Annotated in this window: 18 protein-coding genes; 8 read left to right on the top strand and 10 right to left on the bottom strand. The window is 61.9% G+C overall.

Annotation, left to right across the window (positions count from 1 at the left end):
- Positions 1-221: 221 nt before the first annotated feature.
- The 3 genes from NKH01_RS01020 to NKH01_RS01030 form a co-directional block, all read right to left on the bottom strand.
- Entirely contained in the window at positions 222-1,133 is a 912-nt protein-coding gene (locus NKH01_RS01020) for a fatty acid desaturase family protein (protein ID WP_353018525.1), read from the bottom strand.
- A 47-nt stretch (positions 1,134-1,180) separates the two neighbouring features.
- Positions 1,181-1,963, bottom strand: a complete 783-nt coding sequence (locus NKH01_RS01025) for a formyl transferase (RefSeq protein ID WP_353018526.1) — start codon at positions 1,961-1,963, stop codon at positions 1,181-1,183.
- Between the two features lie 82 nt (positions 1,964-2,045).
- On the bottom strand, positions 2,046-2,621 hold the full coding sequence (locus NKH01_RS01030; protein WP_353018528.1) for a DUF4893 domain-containing protein: 576 nt from the start codon (positions 2,619-2,621) through the stop codon (positions 2,046-2,048).
- Positions 2,622-2,743: 122 nt separating this feature from the next.
- On the opposite strand from NKH01_RS01030, the gene NKH01_RS01035 reads away from it, so the two are divergent.
- A complete protein-coding gene (locus NKH01_RS01035) occupies positions 2,744-3,658 on the top strand; it encodes an NAD-dependent epimerase/dehydratase family protein (RefSeq protein WP_352640478.1) in 915 nt (304 codons plus the stop codon).
- A gap of 4 nt (positions 3,659-3,662) precedes the next feature.
- Here the strand turns inward: NKH01_RS01035 and NKH01_RS01040 are convergent, their stop codons facing one another.
- Complete coding sequence (locus tag NKH01_RS01040; protein WP_023719937.1) at positions 3,663-4,292, bottom strand: DUF1638 domain-containing protein; 630 nt, start codon at positions 4,290-4,292, stop codon at positions 3,663-3,665.
- Between the two features lie 64 nt (positions 4,293-4,356).
- On the opposite strand from NKH01_RS01040, the gene NKH01_RS01045 reads away from it, so the two are divergent.
- Complete coding sequence (locus NKH01_RS01045) at positions 4,357-4,497, top strand: entericidin A/B family lipoprotein (protein WP_023676507.1); 141 nt, start codon at positions 4,357-4,359, stop codon at positions 4,495-4,497.
- 81 nt (positions 4,498-4,578) lie between these two features.
- Here the strand turns inward: NKH01_RS01045 and NKH01_RS01050 are convergent, their stop codons facing one another.
- On the bottom strand, positions 4,579-5,277 hold the full coding sequence (locus tag NKH01_RS01050) for a cobalamin B12-binding domain-containing protein (RefSeq protein WP_023676506.1): 699 nt from the start codon (positions 5,275-5,277) through the stop codon (positions 4,579-4,581).
- 308 nt (positions 5,278-5,585) lie between these two features.
- Here NKH01_RS01050 and NKH01_RS01055 point away from each other — a divergent pair, with 308 nt between their 5' ends.
- Complete coding sequence (locus tag NKH01_RS01055) at positions 5,586-7,160, top strand: trimethylamine methyltransferase family protein (protein ID WP_023719938.1); 1,575 nt, start codon at positions 5,586-5,588, stop codon at positions 7,158-7,160.
- Between the two features lie 107 nt (positions 7,161-7,267).
- A complete protein-coding gene (locus NKH01_RS01060) occupies positions 7,268-7,936 on the top strand; it encodes a hypothetical protein (protein WP_353018531.1) in 669 nt (222 codons plus the stop codon).
- A gap of 45 nt (positions 7,937-7,981) precedes the next feature.
- Here the strand turns inward: NKH01_RS01060 and NKH01_RS01065 are convergent, their stop codons facing one another.
- Positions 7,982-8,266, bottom strand: a complete 285-nt coding sequence (locus tag NKH01_RS01065) for a hypothetical protein (RefSeq protein WP_352590158.1) — start codon at positions 8,264-8,266, stop codon at positions 7,982-7,984.
- Positions 8,267-8,570: 304 nt separating this feature from the next.
- Between NKH01_RS01065 and NKH01_RS01070 the strand changes: the two genes are divergently transcribed.
- Together NKH01_RS01070 and NKH01_RS01075 are read left to right on the top strand one after the other, a co-directional pair.
- Positions 8,571-9,131, top strand: a complete 561-nt coding sequence (locus NKH01_RS01070) for an RNA polymerase sigma factor (RefSeq protein WP_352913245.1) — start codon at positions 8,571-8,573, stop codon at positions 9,129-9,131.
- A 2-nt stretch (positions 9,132-9,133) separates the two neighbouring features.
- A complete protein-coding gene (locus NKH01_RS01075; protein WP_353018533.1) occupies positions 9,134-11,254 on the top strand; it encodes a vWA domain-containing protein in 2,121 nt (706 codons plus the stop codon).
- 147 nt (positions 11,255-11,401) lie between these two features.
- On the opposite strand, the gene bmt is transcribed toward NKH01_RS01075, so the two are convergent.
- Both bmt and NKH01_RS01085 read right to left on the bottom strand, forming a co-directional pair.
- A complete protein-coding gene (gene bmt / locus NKH01_RS01080; protein ID WP_353018534.1) occupies positions 11,402-12,418 on the bottom strand; it encodes a betaine--homocysteine S-methyltransferase in 1,017 nt (338 codons plus the stop codon).
- 88 nt (positions 12,419-12,506) lie between these two features.
- Positions 12,507-13,349: a helix-turn-helix domain-containing protein gene (locus NKH01_RS01085; protein WP_023719945.1), complete on the bottom strand. Its 843-nt coding sequence runs from the start codon at positions 13,347-13,349 to the stop codon at positions 12,507-12,509.
- A 228-nt stretch (positions 13,350-13,577) separates the two neighbouring features.
- On the opposite strand from NKH01_RS01085, the gene NKH01_RS01090 reads away from it, so the two are divergent.
- Together NKH01_RS01090 and NKH01_RS01095 are read left to right on the top strand one after the other, a co-directional pair.
- Positions 13,578-14,588: a fatty acid desaturase gene (locus tag NKH01_RS01090; protein ID WP_353018536.1), complete on the top strand. Its 1,011-nt coding sequence runs from the start codon at positions 13,578-13,580 to the stop codon at positions 14,586-14,588.
- An 82-nt stretch (positions 14,589-14,670) separates the two neighbouring features.
- On the top strand, positions 14,671-15,471 hold the full coding sequence (locus NKH01_RS01095; RefSeq protein ID WP_353018538.1) for a phosphate/phosphite/phosphonate ABC transporter substrate-binding protein: 801 nt from the start codon (positions 14,671-14,673) through the stop codon (positions 15,469-15,471).
- Between the two features lie 109 nt (positions 15,472-15,580).
- Here the strand turns inward: NKH01_RS01095 and NKH01_RS01100 are convergent, their stop codons facing one another.
- The gene (locus tag NKH01_RS01100; protein WP_353019161.1) at positions 15,581-16,894 is read right to left on the bottom strand and encodes a M24 family metallopeptidase; all 1,314 of its coding nucleotides are present in this window, start codon (positions 16,892-16,894) and stop codon (positions 15,581-15,583) included.
- 25 nt (positions 16,895-16,919) lie between these two features.
- Positions 16,920-18,491: a glycosyltransferase family 39 protein gene (locus tag NKH01_RS01105; RefSeq protein ID WP_352495951.1), complete on the bottom strand. Its 1,572-nt coding sequence runs from the start codon at positions 18,489-18,491 to the stop codon at positions 16,920-16,922.
- Between the last annotated feature and the right edge of the window lie 60 nt (positions 18,492-18,551).

Genomic DNA, 18,551 nt, shown 5'->3' on the forward strand with positions numbered 1-18,551 from the left:
GAGAGCGCCGCGCGTCCAATCGAACACACAAACGATGCTCTACCATCTAACTCCGCTGCATCGTGCCCTCCGAAGATCGATTCCGATCCTTTTGGCCGATGCAGTGGTTTCGAGCATTGCCGGAAGCGCTGTTGGGCTGCTTGTTATGGGACGACGCGGGGGCCTTCAAAAGCGACGCAATCGACGGCCGCGGCCGAAAGCGGAGTCTCTTCCAGCACTGGTCAGCCGGCGCGGCCATCGAAGCTGCCGACCAGTTTCCTGTGGAAGCGCATGTAACCTCGCTCGGTCGTGCGTAAATGCTCCGCGATGATCGCATGGAAGCGCGGCAGGCGATGGAAGGGAACGGCCGGATAGGAATGGTGCTCGGAATGGTACGGCATGTTCCAAGCCACGAAGCGCACCAGCCTTGAGGTGAAGGTGGTACGGGTGTTCTCGAGCATGTTGGCGACATGCGGGCACAATGCATGCTCGGCCAGCAGGTAGGCCCGCAAAAACGGCTGTCCGACCAGCACCGGCACGATCCAGACCCACAACAGCAGCGCCGACTGTGCCGCGAGCGATCCGGCCAGCAACACCGCATAGCCGATCAGGAACAGCCGCGCTTCAATAACCACCTTGCCGCGGCCCTTTTCCGGCACAAAGCCGTCGCGGTTGCGGCCCGCCGCATTGGTTGCGAACACACGAGCCATGCCTATCCAATAGGGGCCGCCGGACAGATAGCGCAGATATTGGCCGATGGTCTCCGGCTTCGGGGCCATCAGTTCGGGGTCGTTGTCCGGGTCGTGGGTGTGGCGGTGATGGGCGAAATGGAAATAGCGGAACCATGCGGGCGGCAGCAGGATCAAGAAGCCGGCCACGGCGGCAACAGCGCGATTGAGCCACGCCGTTCTGAACGCCGTTTCATGGATGGTCTCGTGCAACAGCGTGAAGAAGAAGACGATCAGGATCCCCTGCGGCAAGACGAGAAGCGGCCAGAACGGGATGCGGGCGGCGATCAGTGCGCCCAGCACGACAACCAGCCCGCCATGGACGGCCAGCCGGACAATGCCTGGCCCGTCGACCCGGGCGGTGAGGTCGCGACGTTCCTCAACCGAAAGGCCGGCAATGATGGTGCGGTGGTCGATGTCGCTCACGATGCAATGTTAGCGGCGGGTGGCTGTCGGGTAAATCGGCGCGCGTGTCACCAGACGCCGTTTCTTATCCCGGTCCAGAGATAGAACCAGACCGTCGGATGATACCATTGTCTCGAAGGCAGACCGGGATCGACCGTGCCGAGCTTGCCGGCCAGCGCATCCCTGACCGCCTCGACGCAGATGTCGCGCGAGAATGCCGCCTGCCGCAACGCGTAGCTTGAAATAGTGTCGCCAGGTTGGGGTTTGCCGCGTGCCTGCCGCAGCACCCCGCCAGTGTCGACGCCGGCGTCGACCAGATGCACGGTGGTGCCGAAGTTTTCCGCATCGCCTGAAGCCAGCGCCCAATAGCCGCCGTTCATGCCACGATATTTCGGGGCGATGCCGGCATGGTAGTTGAGGACCGGGCAAGGGATTTTCGCCAGCGTCTGCCGCGACAGCAAGCGGCAGCCGGCGAGCAGCACGACACCCGGCTGGATTTTCTCGATCGCCTGCAGGCACTCCGGCGCGTTGGCCGACGAGACCTGGACGATCTTTTGCCCAGGCTTCGGTTCGGTTTGCAGCTTTTGCTCGGCGGCGAGCCGTGCTGCGTGGCCGGCGAAGAAGCGCTTGCCGAGCCGGGTCAGCATCATCGTGCCGAGTTGACCGATGGCCGAGGTCCAGCCTTGCCGCCGCGCCCGCCCGAGAAGCAATTGCTTTTTGGATTCAGGGGTTTCGAGGATGACGCTGACAGGCGCGAGGTGGTCGGCGATGGCGTTGACGATCGCCCAGATCTGCGGGCCGCCTTCGGTGACGACGACGATCGGCCGTTGGTTTGTTTTCGACCGTGCCATGCTTCGCGACCCCCGCAAAGAGCTGTTCTTTGTGCGCGAATGCTAGGTTGACCGGGTTAACCCTTGGTGATCGGGGGCGGGCTCAGCGCTTGAATTCGAGGATGTCGAGCTTCGATTCGTAGTGGGGCGCCGGGAACTCGATGCGCCATTCGCTGGCGCTGTGGCGGAAGGCATAGCCGACCTGATCGCTTTCCGGGCCGCTGCCGTAGGGCTTTGCCGGATCGTCGTTGACGTAGAAGGAACCTAGATAGATCGCGCGTTTCTCGCCATCGTCGAAGAAGCGGCCCTTGGTGCGCTGCGAACCGGTGATCTTTTCCAGTCTCCAGCCGGAACCGTCGTCGCTCACCTTGCATTTGAACCAGCCATAAGTGACGAGCGGGCTCAATCCGCCGGCCTTGATGGTGCGGCATTGCCAATTGCCGGTCAGGTCCTTGTCGGAGAAGGAAACCAGCGGCTTTGCCAGCAAGGCGTCGAGCTGCTTGACCTCGGCGGGATCGCCGGCCTTCGCCTCGTCAAGCGCTGCCTTGCGCGTCTCGCCATATTTGTCGAGGCGCGCCTTGTCGGCAGCGGTGATCAGCTTCTGCACTTCGCCATCGGCGAACGCGGGCAACGTCAAGCAGAGGACAGCTGCTACGGCAAACATAAGGCGAGCGATCATTGGTGGCGTTTTCCCTTTTGATGACTGGAGCAGCCTGTTTTCTTGTCTGGCGCATACCTTAATGTTTCGCCGCGCTCTGTCATCCTTGCTTGAGCATCGACAGCAGAAACGAGGTGGAAAGAATGCGGATCTTGCTGACGGGATCGTCGGGTTGGCTGGGCAGGGCCTTGGCGCCACGCCTGCGGACTCTCGGCCATGACGTCACTGGCCTCGATCCCGTCCCATCCTCGGAAACGCGAATCGTCGGCTCAGTCGCCGATCGCGACCTGGTCATGAGGGCGGTCGAGGAGAACCGCATCGAGGCCATCATCCATAGTGGCGCGCTGCACAAGCCTGACATCGAACATCATCGCAACGAGGATTTCGTCGAGACGAATGTGCGCGGCACGCTCAACCTGCTCGATGCGGCGGCAACTTTCGGCGTTCAGCGCTTCATCTTCACGTCGACGACATCGCTGATGATTACCCAGGCCATCCGCGCCGGCTTGCCCGGCAGGGCGGCTTGGCTAACGGAAGACATGTCGCCTGAACCGCGCAACATCTACGGCGTGACAAAGCTTGCGGCGGAACATCTTTGTCGGCTCTACCATATCCAGTTCGGCCTGCCGGTGATCGTACTGCGCACCGCCCGCTTCTTTCCCGAAGCAGACGATATGGCGCATGTGATCGAACAGTCGGACGCCAACACCAAGGCCAATGAGCTGTTGTTTCGCCGGCTGACGGTGGAGGATGCTGCCGACGCCCACATCGCTGCCTTGGAGAAAGCGCCGCAATTGGGCTTCGACACCTTCATCATCTCGGCACCGACACCTTTCCAGCCCGACGATTGCGCGGCATTGATCGCCGACGCACCGTCGATCGTCGCGCGCTATTTTCCGGATTATCCGGCACTCTACTTGAAGAAAGGCTGGACGATGTTTTCGTCGATCGACCGGGTCTACGATGCGTCGCGGGCGAGGGACCGGCTGGATTTCGTCTGCAAGACGAGCTTTGCCGATGTGCTCGCTGGGCTCGAAGCTGAAGAAAACGGTGCCTAAAGTGTCAGGCCAGGGCTGAGGCCCCAGCCAGTTCCTTTGTCAGGTCGCCGTAGCCGGTCGAGCGGCGTTCATAGGCGAGGCCGAGCATTTTCGCCGCCTTTTCGGCGACCTTGTCGAGTTCCGGGTCGTCGGTCTGGGCGATGTAGATCAGCTTCTCGTAATTGCCGAAATAGTCCTTGATCAGCTCCGGGTGCTTGTCGAGGCCGAGCGGCTTCATGAAGAAGGCATCGAATTGCCGGCAGAGGAAATCGGTCATGTAGAACGACATCATGTCGTCATCGGCAACCTTCGCATAGGCATCCATGCCTTGGTAGAAGGCAAAGCAATGCGGCCCGGCCATGCGCTCGACGCCATGCTTCTCGCAGATCCGGTCGAGCAGGCCACCCGTGCCGCAATCGGCATAGCCGACGAAGATGTGTTTGTAGCCGTCAGCCCTGGCCTTGGCGATTGCCTTGTCCATGGCCGGCGCAATGCGGTCCGGATAGAAATGGAACTCCGCCGGGAGGCAGGTCAGGTCGAGATGGTCGAGCCCGAGCTGCTCCTTGACCGCCAGAACTTCGCGCGCAATCATCCCGCAGGCGATGACGAGCAGCCTGTCGCCTTGATCGGATTGTTGTTTTCGCGCTGTAGTCATGGAACCAGTCTAATCCATCTTCGTTGCTGTCCAGCGAATTTATATTCTGAGGGAGACACCAATCATGAAATTGTTCCGCGTTGCGCCAATCGCTATTCTCGCCTGCGCCCTGGCTGTTTCGGCCTGCGCCAACACGGTGCGCGGCGTCGGTAAGGATATCAAATCCACTGCGAAGGCGGTTGACGATACCGTCAAGAAACCCTGATCTGCACGATTTCAAACATTTGGGAATAAAAAAGCCGCACTGCAAGGCGCGGCTTTTCTCGTCGGTGCCGAATTTATTGACTCAGGCCGAAGCGCGGACGTTGTGCTTGCGCTTCATGAAGTCCTTGGCGGTCTCGACCGCCACCGCGGCGTCGCGGCAATAGGCGTCGGCGCCGACGGCTTTGCCGAATTCCTCGTTGAGCGGCGCGCCGCCGACCAGCACGACATAATCATCGCGAATGCCTTTTTCCTTCATCGTATCGATGACGACCTTCATGTAAGGCATGGTCGTCGTCAGCAGGGCCGACATGCCGATGATGTCGGGCTGATGCTTTTCGATGGCATCGAGATATTTTTCGACCGCATTGTTGATGCCGAGGTCGATGACATCGAAGCCGGCGCCTTCCATCATCATGCCGACGAGGTTCTTGCCGATGTCGTGGATGTCGCCCTTAACGGTGCCGATCACCATCTTGCCCTGCTTCGGCGCGCCGGTGGCGACAAGCAACGGACGCAGGATGAACATGCCGGCCTTCATCGCGTTGGCCGACAGCAGCACTTCCGGAACGAACAGAATGCCGTCGCGAAAATCCTCGCCGACGATGCGCATGCCTTCGACCAGAGCCTCGGTCAGCACCTTGTAAGGCGCCCAGCCGCGCTCGAGAAGGATGTTGGTGCCTTCCTCGATTTCTTCCTTCAACCCATCATAAAGGTCGTCGTGCATCTGCTGCACCAACTCGTCGTCGGAGAGTTCCGAAAGGATGATCTCGTCGTCGGCCATTTTTTCTCAGGCTCCTTGCCGGCTACAACTATCGCGGCAGCTTAAAAATATCGCGCCATTACCTAACCCGCGCGGGCCAGTTGTCCATAGCTGATTTGCGACTTCCCGCAAAACGAAAGCGACCGTAAATCTCTTGGAATTCTTGTCGATTTTGCGACAGGCGTTGGCGCTGGCGGGCCGTTTCGAATAAGGTGCATGGCTACGATCCGGCCAGAGACCGCAATATGCGGCTGCAAATGGATTTCAGGCCGGAACAAGAGCCCGGCCAAAGCAAATCAGGCCAGAACGAAAGCCAGGGAAGAACGATTATGAGTGAGAACGCGCCGGTCGATCAGGAAGCGTCAAACGCACGGCGCGGGCGCGCTGCCAGCGGTGGCGCCGCAGCGCGCCGGGCTGCACGTTCGGGCGGCGGCCCCGGTACACAGCTCACCTATATCAAGCGCAAGATCAACGTCTATGAAGTGCTGGACGAGGAAGGCCTGGCGCTGATCGAAAAGAACACCGACACGGTGCTGGAAGAGATCGGCATCATCTTCCGCGACGACGCCGAGGCACTGCAGCTTTGGAAAGAGGCGGGCGCCGACGTCAAGGGCGAGCGGGTGCATTTCCCCAAGGGCCTCTGCCGCTCGCTGTTGAAGACCGCTCCGTCCGTCTATACCCAGCACGCCCGCAACGGCGAGCGCTCGGTGCAGATCGGCGGCAACGCGACCGTGTTCGCGCCGGTCTATGGACCGCCCTTCGTGCGCGATCTCGACGGCGTCAGGCGCTACGCGACGATCGAGGATTTCCGGAATTTCGTAAAACTTGCCTATATGGCGCCATCGATCCACCATTCGGGCGGCACGGTTTGCGAGCCGGTCGACGTGCCGGTCAACAAGCGCCATCTCGACATGGTCTACAGCCATATCAAATATTCGGACAAGCCGTTCATGGGCTCGGTGACCGCGCCCGAGCGCGCCGAAGATACGGTGGCGATGGCCAAGATCGTGTTTGGTGACGATTTCGTCGAGAACAACACGGTGCTGACCAGCCTGATCAACGCCAACTCGCCGATGGTCTTCGACGAGACCATGCTGGGAGCGCTGAAAGTTTATTCGCGCCATAACCAGGCGTGCATCGTCACGCCGTTCATCCTTGCCGGCGCGATGAGCCCGGTGACGGTCGCCGGCACACTGACCCAGGTTTTGGCCGAGGTTCTGGCCGGGGCGTCGTTCACACAGCTGATCCGGCCGGGTGCGCCGGTACTGTTCGGCACCTTCGCCTCGTCGATCTCGATGCAGTCGGGCGCGCCGACCTTCGGCACGCCGGAGCCGTCGCTGGTCTCCTATGGCGCCGCCCAGCTTGCTCGCAGGCTCGGGCTGCCGTTCCGCACCGGCGGCTCGCTTTGTGCTTCGAAAATCCCCGATGCGCAGGCGGCCTATGAGAGCGCCAACACGCTGAATTCGACGATCCTCGCCGGCACCAATTTCGTGCTGCATTCGGCCGGCTGGCTCGAGGGCGGGCTCGCCTCCTGCTACGAAAAGTTCATGATGGATATCGACCAACTCGGCATGACGCAGAAGTTCTCCGAGGGTGTCGACCTGTCGGAAAACGGTCAGGCGATGGATGCCATCCGCCAGGTGGGTCCGGGCAGCCATTACCTCGGCTGCGATCACACCCAGGCCAATTTCCAGACCGCGTTCTACCGCTCCAACATCGCCGATAACAATTCCTACGAGCAGTGGCTGGCCGAAGGCGAAAAAACCGCGCCGCAGCGCGCCAACGAGCTCGCCCGCCGCTGGCTGGAGAGCTACGAGGCGCCTTATCTCGACCAGGGCATCGACGACGGGCTGAAGGACTTCATCGCCAGGAAGAAGGCGTCGATGGCCGACGCCTTCACCTGAAAGGAGCCCGAATCAGGCGGGGCTAAAGTCGCCAACATCATCCACAAGGAAGTCTGGCGGAGCGCCTTCTCCGACCCCGACAAGAAGGGATGATTCTCGAGCGCGGCATGGTCGAAACCATCGCGGCCGCGCTTTCCGCCCACGGCCTCATCCTGCGCGGCGGCTTCAATTTTGCGGGCGGTGAGGGGACACCTTCCGGTCTCTCCGGCGCCGCCGCCAGATCCGTCCTGCTGGTGGGGCAGGCAGGCGCCGCACCTTGGCCGCACTTCCTGCGCTGGTTGGAGAAACAGTCACAGCCGATCGACGATCCGCTCGACAGATGGTCGCGCCGAGTGATCGGCGCTGTGGCCGAAAAATTCGGGGCACGCGCGGTGTCACCGTCCGACAGGCCTTATCTGCCGTTCCAGCAATGGGCGATGCAGGCGGAGGGGCTGAAGCCGTCGCCGCTCGGCATCCTCATGCATCCGCAATACGGGCTCTGGCATGCCTATCGCGGCGCGCTGTTGTTCGAGAACGAGATTGCGCTCCACGAACGTCGCGACGTGATTCACCTTTGCGACACATGTTTGGAAAAACCTTGCCTGAAATCCTGTCCGGTCGCGGCTTATTCTGCGGATGGTTTTGTGCATGAAACCTGTCTGGCGCATGTGCGTGGGCAAAACGGCGGACCTTGCCGGACCGGCGGCTGCCTTGATCGCAACGCCTGTCCTTACGGCATCGATTATCGCTATCCGGCCGAGGTTCAGGCCTTTCACATGGCAGCATTCGCGCGCTAGCCAGACAAGACCCCGCTGCACGCAAAGACGTCGACCGTTCCGATCTCAGGATTTTTGGCCGAAAGCCAGCCCCGCCGCGTGAAAGAGACCCATCAGCAGCACCCCGATGGCACCAGAGACCAACGAGACGATGGGATACTGTGCGAAGTTGGCCCCGTACGCGAAGAGGGTTGCCACCACGAAGCTCGCCCAGCCGGCTATCAGATTGGGCACGGCGGAGTTACCGAAGACGCACGGGTAGGAACCCTTGGTTATCCCACTCACGAAATGTGGGACGCCATTGGCGCCAAAAACACCCGCGAAAAAAGCAAGGAATGCCGTCAGCCACATATGAGCTCCGTCCCTTGGCAAATTGAAGCGCGCCGTTCACTTCAGGCCGCCATAGCATGGCAGGCAGTCGGCGAAATTGTGCACAAAGCCAGCGTAAAGCAACCCCGATACGCATTTGTGAACGTGGCGGCTCCACATAGTGCCTTCGATGCAGCCGGCGCCGAACGCCACTGGAAGCGGCTGACGATGCTGTTTGCGGAGACGCTCGGCCAAGGCGCGCCAACCATTACGACGTGACTGCCCGCCAAAAAATTCTTCCCATCACCCAAGGAATCGCCATTAGCCTTCGTCCAACAGGCAAATGATGGCGATGATGCTGGACGAAAGCGAAGCCTCCGACGCCGAACTGATCGGGCGGGCGAAGGGCGGAGACAGGGGTGCTTTCGGCAAGTTGCTCGAAAGGCACTACGGTTTCGTCTATCGCGCCGCCTATCGCTGGTGCGGGAAAAAGGCCGACGCCGAGGATATCGCCCAGGAAGTGTGCGTTCGGCTCGGCCGGGCGATCCGCGACTATCACGGCAGCGGCGCCTTCACGACATGGCTCTACACCATGACGTTGAATGCCGCGCGCGACATGATGCGCAAGACCGCCCGCGAGACGGTCAAGACCGATGCCTATGGCGCTTATGCACTGATTTCAGGAGAGGCGTCGTCCGAGGCGGAAGACCCGGCCGAGGCGCTGTGGGCAGCGGTGCGCAAGCTGCCGGACAAGCAGCGCGACGCGGTGCTGCTGGTCTATGGCGAAGGGCTGAGCCACGCAGCCGCCGCCGAGGCGATGGCGATCTCGGAGACGACGGTTTCCTGGCACATCCATGAGGCGAAGAAACGGTTGAAGACGCTGATGCGTTCAGCCGGGGAAGTGTGACCATGGTCGACGACAAGCAACTGAACAGGCTGCGCGATATCGCAGCACCGGCGCCTGACGCGGATGCAAAGGCGCGTGCCCTCCAGGCCGCGCTGCGCGCCTATGACATGGAAGAAAAAACTTTACCGGCCGCCCAAGGATCGGCAGGCGGGCTTCGTCTCACAGAGCGAGCACAAAGGCTCTGGAGCGAAATCATGCAAAAGAAACTCTTCGCCACGCCGGCCATTGCCGGGCTCGTTGCCCTGCCGATCGCCGGATACGCCACCATCTATATGCTTGGGGAATCCAAATTCGGCGGGCCCGAATTCGGCGGCGACGATAAGATCACCGAAACGCTGGCTGACAAGCCGGCGACCGTCAAACCGCCGGTTGTTGCCGAAGCAGATAAGCAGAAGAAGGCGGACGCCGACAGCGAAAGCCGCGACGCCGGCGAGGCGCTTGTGGCGCCGACATCGCCGCCGAAAGCGGAATCGACCGCGGTCGGCGGGTTGACGCAGCAGGATGTGCTCACCCGCAATGCACCCGAACCGGCGCAGAGCGGCGAGTTTGCGCTGGATGGCGGTGCAAACTCCGTGGCTCCGGCAGTCGATGGTGGCGCGCGGGTCGGACGCATGCCTGGCACGGTTGCCGAGTCCAAGCTGATGGCACAGCAGCCTGCCGCTGCGCCGGCCGACCAGATGCTGCCGCGAGAGGAAAACCGTGACCGGGTCGAGGATTTCAAGACCAATCCGGTGCATGCCGCACTCGAAGACCCGGTCTCGACGTTCTCTATCGATGTCGACACCGCTTCCTATTCCTTCGTCCGGCGCACGCTGAAGGAAGGTTTTATCCCGCAGGCCGATACGGTGCGCGTCGAGGAGATGGTCAACTACTTCCCCTATGATTGGAAAGGCCCGGACTCCGCCTCGACGCCGTTCAACTCGACCGTCAGCATTATGCCGACGCCGTGGAACGAGCACACCAGGCTGATGCATGTCGCCATCAAGGGTTTCGACGTGAAGCCGGCCGAGCAGCCCAAGGCCAATCTGGTCTTTCTGATCGATGTGTCGGGCTCGATGAACGAGCAGGACAAGCTGCCGCTCCTGCAGTCGGCCTTCCGGCTGCTGGTCAATAAGCTGAGATCCGACGACACCGTCTCGATCGTCACCTATGCTGGCGATGCCGGTACCGTGCTGGAGCCCACCAAGGCTTCGGAAAAGGACAAGATCCTCGCTGCCATCGACAATCTGACATCCGGCGGCTCGACGGCAGGGGAGGCGGGCATCAAGGAAGCCTACAGGCTGGCGCAGAAATCCTTCGTCAAGGACGGCATCAACCGGGTGATGCTCGCCACTGATGGTGATTTCAATGTCGGCCAGACCGACGACGACGATCTGAAGCGGCTGATCGAAAAGGAGCGCAAGACAGGCGTGTTCCTGTCGGTGTTCGGCTTCGGCCGCGGCAATCTGAACGACCAGATGATGCAGACCATCGCCCAGAACGGCAACGGCACCGCCGCCTATATCGACACTTTGGCGGAGGCCGAGAAGGTGCTGGTCGAGGATGCCTCCTCGACACTGTTCACCATTGCCAAGGACGTGAAGATCCAGGTCGAGTTCAACCCGAACAAGGTCTCGGAATACCGGCTGATCGGTTACGAGACCCGCGCCTTGAACCGCGAGGATTTCAACAACGACCGCGTCGACGCCGGCGAGATCGGCTCAGGCCATTCGGTCACCGCGATCTACGAGATCACGCCTAAGGGCAGCGGCGGCGAACAGATCGATCAGCTGCGCTATGGCCAGGCCTCGGTGAACAATGGCGGTGTCGCCAATGCCGACGAATATGCCTTCGTCAAAATCCGCTACAAGCTGCCGAACGAGGACACTTCGAAGCTGATCACCACGCCGGTGACATCAGCCAACGAGGTGGCGTCGTTCGACCAGGCCAGCACCGACCAGCGTTTCTCCGTTGCCGTCGCTGCCTTCGGCCAGAAGCTGCGCGACGAGGACGCGACCGCGAAGTTCGGCTACGACAAGATCATGGAGATTGCCACCGCCGCCAGAGGAGCCGACCCGTTTGGGTACCGGTCCGAGTTCCTCTCGCTTGTGCGCCTTGCCTCGGCGCTCGGCGGTAACCGGTAGTGGCAATGATGGCCGGTTTCTTTCAGATGGGATCGTTCTGACAGGGGGAACCGGCCTACGGGCGGGTGAGGCAGGCCGGCGAGGGAAACCTTGCCGGCCTTTTTTCGTGGCTGCACCGCTTCGCGGACCGCGTCGCAGCCGAAAGCGTCAGGCGCGTCCGCGGCGCCGTTCGCGGCGGGCTTCGCTGGTCTCGGCGACGTTGACCGTCGCCTGCTTGTTGCGCATCGGACCGATGCGTTCGACGATCTGCTCGATGGTCGGGCGATCCGACTTGGTGTGCGCATCGAGCGCCTTACGCATGGCGGCAAGGTGCTGGAACGAGGTGCCGCAGCAGCCGCCGACGATCTTGGCGCCGGCATCGACGGCCAAGCGCACATAATCGGCCATCAGCTCGGGCGTGCCCGAATAGTAGATCTCGGCACCGCGAAATTCGGGGATGCCGCAATTGCCCTTGACGATCACCGTCGCCTCCGGCTTCGCCTCGGTCATGTCGAGCAGCGAAGCGAGAATATCGGAGGCGCCGACACCGCAATTTGCGCCGACACCGAGCGGCATTTGCGACAGGCCGTCGACGACACCGTGGATATCCTTCGGCAGCAGCCCCATCATGGTGCGGCCGGCGGTGTCGAAAGAGCCGGTATAGGTATAGGGCAAGCCGACGCGGATGGCGGCTTCGGCGGCGGCACGGATCTCGTCCGGCGCCGACATGGTTTCGATCCAGGCGACTTCGGCGCCGCCGGCCTTCAGGCCCTCGATCTGCTCGGCAAAGGCCTCGACCGCCTCGTCATAGGTCATGGCGCCGAGCGGCACCAGCAATTCGCCGGTCGGGCCGACTGAGCCGGCCACGATCACCTTGCGGCCGGCCTTGCCGGCGACGGCGCTTGCGATCTCGGCGGCGCGCTTGTTCAGTGCGTGGACGCGGTCCTGCGCATGGTGCAGCTTGAGCCGATGGCGGGTCCCGCCAAAAGAGTTGGTCAGGATGATGTCGGCGCCGGCATCGACAAAGTTCTGGTGCAGGCTGGTGATGGTGTCGGGCGCGGTCTCGTTCAAGAGCTCAGGAGCCTCTCCGGCCTCAAGGCCCATCGCGAACAGATTGGTGCCGGTGGCGCCATCGGCGAGCAGGACGCCCTTTTCGGCAAGCAGAGCGTCGATCGGATTGGTCATGTGAAATACGCCTTCCCGGAAGAATAACTGAGATAAGGATATAAAGAATTCTTTATGTGCCGTCAATGTCGACACGGAGAGCAACCGGTCAAAATCGCATCTCCGCCAGCTTTCGTGTGAAGCTGGCCGCTTCATGCGCGTTGACGTCCGCGGCACGGATCAGATTGTCGAAATGGCTGGTCAGGATGCGGATCGGCTGCGTGGCGTTCAGCACCAGATACATGTCGCCGACGTAAATGGCTGCGCGATAGGGCCCGAAGATGGTGTACGGGATCGAATAGCGCATCCGCCCGTCATAGAGAAACAGGCGGAAGGTGGGATAGAGGTCGTCGAGTAGCGTCGCCATGTGCAGGAGCTGCTGGTGGCGGTCGGCCTCCGGAAAGCGGTCCCACACGCCCAGCCCGCGCGCGAAGATCTCCAGCGTGTGGCGCGGCATACAGACTTCCATGTCGGTTTCGGGCCGTCGGTTGTAGTCGATGCGGTACTGCGTTTCGCCGGCCTGTGCCTCGCGGCTCTTGTTGGCGATGACGGCTTCATAGTCGACAAGCGCCTCGGTGCGCAGAAGATCGGGAATGCCGGCCGGGACGTAGCGGATTTTCGTTCCCGCCGCCTCGGCATGCCAGCGAGCCAGCAGCGTGCGGTCGAAGCCGTCCGGCGCCTCCTCGATCTCAAGGCTCTCGCGGATTTCACCGGTGACGCCCTCGTCCTGGCTGAGGCCGAGCAGCCAGTCGAGCGAGACTTTGAATTCGGCGGCGATGTTGAGCAGCGTTTCGGCGCGGGGAAGGCGGGTCGAGGCGCCGGAGAGCAGCTGCGACAGCGCCGAACGGTCGATGCCAACCGCGGCGGCGAAGGCCGACTGGTTCAGATCGGACCTTGTCAAGAGCATTTTCAGGCGCTCGCGAAAGATCGTCGACAGGTCGCGCTTGTCCAAATCGCCACCCCACCCGATAGGAGGAAAAATTTGCGCTGAAGCCGCGAACGCGGAGCTTCAGGCGTAAATGAATCCGGTGCGTTGTTTACAATGCATAACATATGCAGCTGAAAATGCGCAATCGCAGCAGTTTGTGCGCTTTATCGCGTTGCAGCAATGCAACGCTCCTGACACAATGCTGTCAGGAATCAAACGGGTTCCGGCGACTGGAAGGCAGTGGTCGATAGCATGACGAGCATGGGCAACAGGCGACATGGCGTGGCGACCATCGAATGGCCGACGGTGTTTCTCGCACTTTTCTGCTACGGCGGCTGGCTCGCTACCGGCTTTCTGCTCTGGCCATCCTACCCGCTGTTGGCGCTCGCCCTTCTGGCCCTGGTTGCGGCGCTGCAATCCTCTCTGATGCACGAGGCCCTGCACGGCCACCCAACCCGGAACGCGCGGCTGAACGAAGCCGTTGTGTTCCTGCCGATTGGCCTTGTCTGGCCGTTTCGCAGGTTCAAGACCATTCATCTGCGCCACCATGCAGACGAGCGCCTGACCGATCCGCTCGACGATCCCGAAAGCTATTACAAGGCGCTCTGGCAGCACGAGGAGCTGCCGTCGGCTATGAAGTTCCTGCTGAAGGTCAACAACACGATGCTCGGGCGTTTGGTGCTCGGTCCGTGGCTTTCCTGCATCGGCTTTTTCATCGACGACGCCAGGCAGGTTGCCGCGGGCGACAATTCCATCCGCAAGGCATGGCTGCTGCACGCGATCGGCCTCGCCGTAGTGTTGCCTGTCGTGCAGTTCGGCTTCGGCATGCCGTTGTGGCTCTACATACTGGTGCCGGTGTGGCTTGGGCAGTCGCTGATTTCGATCCGCACCTACGCCGAGCATCAATGGTCTGAACATCCGGAAGGCCGCACGATCATCGTCGAGCGCTCGCCGCTATCCTTTCTGTTCCTCAACAACAATCTGCATTTCGTCCATCACAAGAGCCCGACGGTGGCCTGGTACAGGCTGCCGAAGCTGTTTCGCGACCGCCGCGACGAGTGGCTGCGGATGAACAATGGCTACGCCTATCCGAACTATTTCGCGCTGCTCAAGGCCTATGCCTTCAAGGCGAAGGAACCGATCGTCCATCCCGTGCTGCGGCGCATGCCGGAACCAGGACGCGCATTCAAGCCGCGCGTCAGGGCACGCAGCCTCAATGGGCTTGGCAGCGCACCGGTACCCGCCGAGCCGCCGAAGGAATGATCCTTGCGGCATTGTAGGAGCTGCCGCGCGGCAACGCTTTCTTGACCTTGTCAATTTCCCCACATAACGGTCAAATCCCAGCATGGGCGAATTCATTGCGGCTTTGCCGATGTACGACTGGCCGGAAGCGCGGGACGAGGTCGACGCAGAATGGGCGCGGCTGCGCGATGCTTTCAGACAAAAAGGCATCGATGCGCCGGAGACGATCATCCGCCGCAACGGCGATTTGCCCCCGGTGCCTGGCGGTATTCGCGACGATCAGGGAAAACTCATCGCGCCTGATCCGGCGACATTGCCGCCGGACGAGCTGGATTTTCACCGGCTCTGGCTGCACCCGGCGCTGCTCTTTGCGCAAACCTGCTGGGGACCGATGGAACTCGGCCTGTCGCAGCGTGTCCACCTCGTCGGCCAGCCGCGCTACGACGCCTTTGAAGGCGGACAGGGCGAACTCTATTCGAGCGCCATCGTCATGAGGGCGGGCGAGGCACCGCCGGCAAGGTCGCCGGCCGACGGCGGCGCCGTCATTCCGCTCGATCAGCTTCGCGGCAAACGTTTCACCTTCAACAGCCTCGATTCCATGTCGGGCATCATCGCGCCGACACGCGACCTGCAAGCACTGGGCGAGAGTTTGGATATCTTTTCCGCGCTGAGCGAAAGCTGGGGGCACCGCGCTTCGATTGTTGCTGTTGCCGAGGGCAGGGCGGACGTCGCGGCGATCGACTGCGAGAGCTGGGCGCTGGCGCAGCGTTTCGAGCCTGCAGCGCAGAAGATGACGGTCGTCGGCTGGACAAGGCGGCGCAAAGGATTGCCGTTCATCACGGCCAGGACGACGCCGGAAACGATCGTCGCCGCGATGCGCAAGGCGATCGCTACGCTCACGTAAAGCGCGTCGCGTTCGGTCGGCCTCATGCAACGCGCTTTAGATTCTTGTTTTACGCATGCCGTTATCGCAAAACCGCTGCACACTTTTGCGCGACATGCATTAGCTTCGCTCAGCCGCCAAGCAGCCGATTGTCGAGCGGGTAGGTCGAAAGCTTCTCGTTGCCGGTGTCGGTGATCAGGACCTGTTCCTCGATCTTGACGCCTTCGTAGCCGCCAAGCCTGCCGATGTAGCTCTCGACGCACAGCACCATGCCCGGTTCGAGCACGCCGTCCGGTGTGTCGTCGGTCCAGTCGCCGGCATGCGGCAATGTCGGGTATTCGTCGGCCAGGCCGACGCCGTGATAGAGCACCCCGTAGCGCGCCGGGAAGCAGTCTCCCGGCGGCACCGACGAGCCCTCGACGAGGTCGCGGAAGGATATGCCCGGCCGCATCAGCTCGGTGTTGTGGGCGATCTGGTCGGCAGCGATCTGAAACAGGTCACGCTGTTCCTGCGACGGCGGCGCGTCACCGCAAAGCCAGGTGCGCGACAGGTCGGCGCAGAAGCCGTAAGGACCGATCAGGTCGGTGTCGAAGGCGACGAGATCGCCGGCCTCGATCGTCCGCGACGAACACTCCTGGAACCACGGATTGGTGCGCGGACCCGACGACAGGAGCCGGGTTTCGATCCATTCGCCGCCGCGCGCGATGTTGCCGCGATGGAGTTCGGCCCACAATTCGTTCTCGGAGATGCCAGGCCTCAGCGCCTGCTCCATCTCGCCCATCGCCGCCTCGCAAGCGACGATCGCCCGGCGCATGGCAAGGATCTCGTCGGGCGATTTGATCAGCCGCGCATTTTCCATCACCGCCTCGCCATTGCCGGTCGAAATGCCGAGACGGGCGAGTTCCTCGATGCCCTCGGGATTGATGTGATCGACCGCGATACGGCGATTGCCGCCGCCATGTTCCAGTACCAGCTCGGCGATGCCGGCTGCCCAGCGGCGGACTTTTTGCCCGGTCAACTCGCCGCTGTAGAGATACGCCCACGACACCGCCGGCCGCACCTCGTCGACGACGCCGGAATGGTCGGAAAGGTGCTCACAGGAAAAATAGTCGAACAGTACCACCGGCCCATCGGTGGCGACGAAACAATGCCTGGTCGGATTGTGCGCGACCCAGAGCTGCATGTTGGTCGCATCGGTCGCGTAGCGGATGTTGACCGGATCGTAGAGCAGGGCTCCCGCATAGTCGCGGCGCTTCAGCTCGGCGCGGATGCGCTCGAGCCGGTATCGGCGCATGGCGGGCAAGTCAGGAGCGTCAATACCCGCCGCCTGCCACTCGGCTTCCGCCAGCGCACCATAGCCCAGCAGATGCTGGTTGAGTTCAGCGGCCTTCAGGCGCGATTTTTTGCGCAGCGCATCGATCGAGTCCTCCGGCTCGAACGGCATGATCTTGCGATGATGACGGGGCCGGTCAGTCGGATTCCTGTCCACCCTCGACTCCTTCGCCAGCGCCTTCCTTGGGCGCCATGGCTCCTTCCATTCTCTTCAGTCGGACGAATGCGCCGGGCCGGGCGGACTTGTCGGTGCCACGCAACAGCGGAACCATGATTTGCCGCGGTTGGCCGTCCGGCTCATAGCCGGCCGCTTTGAGCTGGTCCAAAATGACCGGCCGCGGATCGTCGTGATCAAGCCAGACGAGTACGGCCGGCCCCCGCATCAGCGTTTCGAAATTAGGCACTTCCTGGTCAAGTGCGACCAGTTTTTCGTCGACCAGCCGCAGGTTGCCGACCCATGCACCGTCGGATATTGCAGTTTTCACCGGTCCGTCCGCGGTCAGTTGGCGATAGAGGGCCGGGTAATCCAAGCGGATCATGCGGGAGAGGCCACTGGTCCCGTTTATCTGGACGTACCAAGTGGCGGGCGCGAGCAACACGGCGATGATCGCTCCAGCCGCGATCACCAGGAGCTGCGCATTCCTGCCGCGCGGCGCCAGCCGTTCCATAGTGGCGACGATGGCCAGCGGCAACATGAACAGGACCGGCAGCAGCCAGCGGTCCTTGACAACCGTCACGCCGGTGGCCAGCACAAGTATTGCCAGCATAGCCAAGCCGAGCGCCAAGCTACGCCACAACAGAATTTCCCTGGCCGGACGTTTCGGGTGCCGCTCGGAGAAACGGAACTTCGCCACCCCGAAGGCCAGCGCGGAAACGAGCACCGGCAAGACCGCGAAATTGAAGGTCCCCATGACAAACTTGCCGGCGCCGACAAAGGCCGCCGCGATGCGCCCTTGTTGCGGGTCTATTCCGAACTTCTCGCCTCTCGACAATAAATCGGCGGGATGCATGAGGCTCCAATAGGTGGTTGGTGCCAGCACCAATATCGCGACCGCTATGCTGATTGCGAACTTTGGATCAAGGATGGCGCTGCGCAATTCGCGCAGCGACAGCGCTGCCGCAACAAGGGCCACCACGAGGAAGACATCGTTATACTTGGCAAGAATTGCCGCCGCCGTGGCCAGGCCAAACGCCGCATAGGCAATCATGCTACGCCGCTCGAGAAGATAGGCCATGGTGAGCAGGAGCAGCGAGCAGAAGCCGACGACGGCGACGGAATGCGACAAAGCGCGCTGCGATTCCCAGACGACCTGCGGGATCGTAAACAGGCCGAACATGGCCGCCGCCGCTGTCGCCTTGGTGTAGCCGAACCGCCGCATGGCGGCGAACACGCTGCAGGCGGCGAGGAACAGCACTGAGTATTTGACGAGCTTCAACGTGAAGATACTGGTGCCGAAAACATGCGCGGCCAGCCAATTGATCCAGGTGTAGAGAGGTGGTTGCGAGCCGCCATATCCAGCCCAGAGATACGGTACATAGATCAGCTGCTCCGCATCGTCGATGCCGACGCCGGTTCCCGCCCAAGAGCTCAACAGGGACAGTATGATGGTCTGCAAGGCAAAATAAGCCGCGACCATGACGATCGCCGCCGGGAAGGGGCCGATCCGTCCCTCGGCCAGCCACTCGGCCCATTTCATGTCGTACTTCAAGGAAGTCTCATCGCCCCTGCCGGCACAGTTGCCGGCTGGGCTAGCATGAAGAGCGTGCTC

Source organism: Mesorhizobium sp. M1403, from assembly GCF_040317695.1.
Taxonomy (GTDB): Bacteria; Pseudomonadota; Alphaproteobacteria; order Rhizobiales; family Rhizobiaceae; genus Mesorhizobium.

Coding starts and splice junctions, on each gene's coding strand:
- NKH01_RS01025 (WP_353018526.1), bottom strand. CDS start 1,963: ATGGCACGGTCGAAAACAAACCAACGGCCGATCGTCGTCGTCACCGAA.
- NKH01_RS01030 (WP_353018528.1), bottom strand. CDS start 2,621: ATGATCGCTCGCCTTATGTTTGCCGTAGCAGCTGTCCTCTGCTTGACG.
- NKH01_RS01035 (WP_352640478.1), top strand. CDS start 2,744: ATGCGGATCTTGCTGACGGGATCGTCGGGTTGGCTGGGCAGGGCCTTG.
- NKH01_RS01040 (WP_023719937.1), bottom strand. CDS start 4,292: ATGACTACAGCGCGAAAACAACAATCCGATCAAGGCGACAGGCTGCTC.
- NKH01_RS01045 (WP_023676507.1), top strand. CDS start 4,357: ATGAAATTGTTCCGCGTTGCGCCAATCGCTATTCTCGCCTGCGCCCTG.
- NKH01_RS01050 (WP_023676506.1), bottom strand. CDS start 5,277: ATGGCCGACGACGAGATCATCCTTTCGGAACTCTCCGACGACGAGTTG.
- NKH01_RS01055 (WP_023719938.1), top strand. CDS start 5,586: ATGAGTGAGAACGCGCCGGTCGATCAGGAAGCGTCAAACGCACGGCGC.
- NKH01_RS01060 (WP_353018531.1), top strand. CDS start 7,268: ATGGTCGAAACCATCGCGGCCGCGCTTTCCGCCCACGGCCTCATCCTG.
- NKH01_RS01065 (WP_352590158.1), bottom strand. CDS start 8,266: ATGTGGCTGACGGCATTCCTTGCTTTTTTCGCGGGTGTTTTTGGCGCC.
- NKH01_RS01070 (WP_352913245.1), top strand. CDS start 8,571: ATGGCGATGATGCTGGACGAAAGCGAAGCCTCCGACGCCGAACTGATC.
- NKH01_RS01075 (WP_353018533.1), top strand. CDS start 9,134: ATGGTCGACGACAAGCAACTGAACAGGCTGCGCGATATCGCAGCACCG.
- bmt (WP_353018534.1), bottom strand. CDS start 12,418: ATGACCAATCCGATCGACGCTCTGCTTGCCGAAAAGGGCGTCCTGCTC.
- NKH01_RS01090 (WP_353018536.1), top strand. CDS start 13,578: ATGACGAGCATGGGCAACAGGCGACATGGCGTGGCGACCATCGAATGG.
- NKH01_RS01095 (WP_353018538.1), top strand. CDS start 14,671: ATGGGCGAATTCATTGCGGCTTTGCCGATGTACGACTGGCCGGAAGCG.
- NKH01_RS01100 (WP_353019161.1), bottom strand. CDS start 16,894: ATGCCGTTCGAGCCGGAGGACTCGATCGATGCGCTGCGCAAAAAATCG.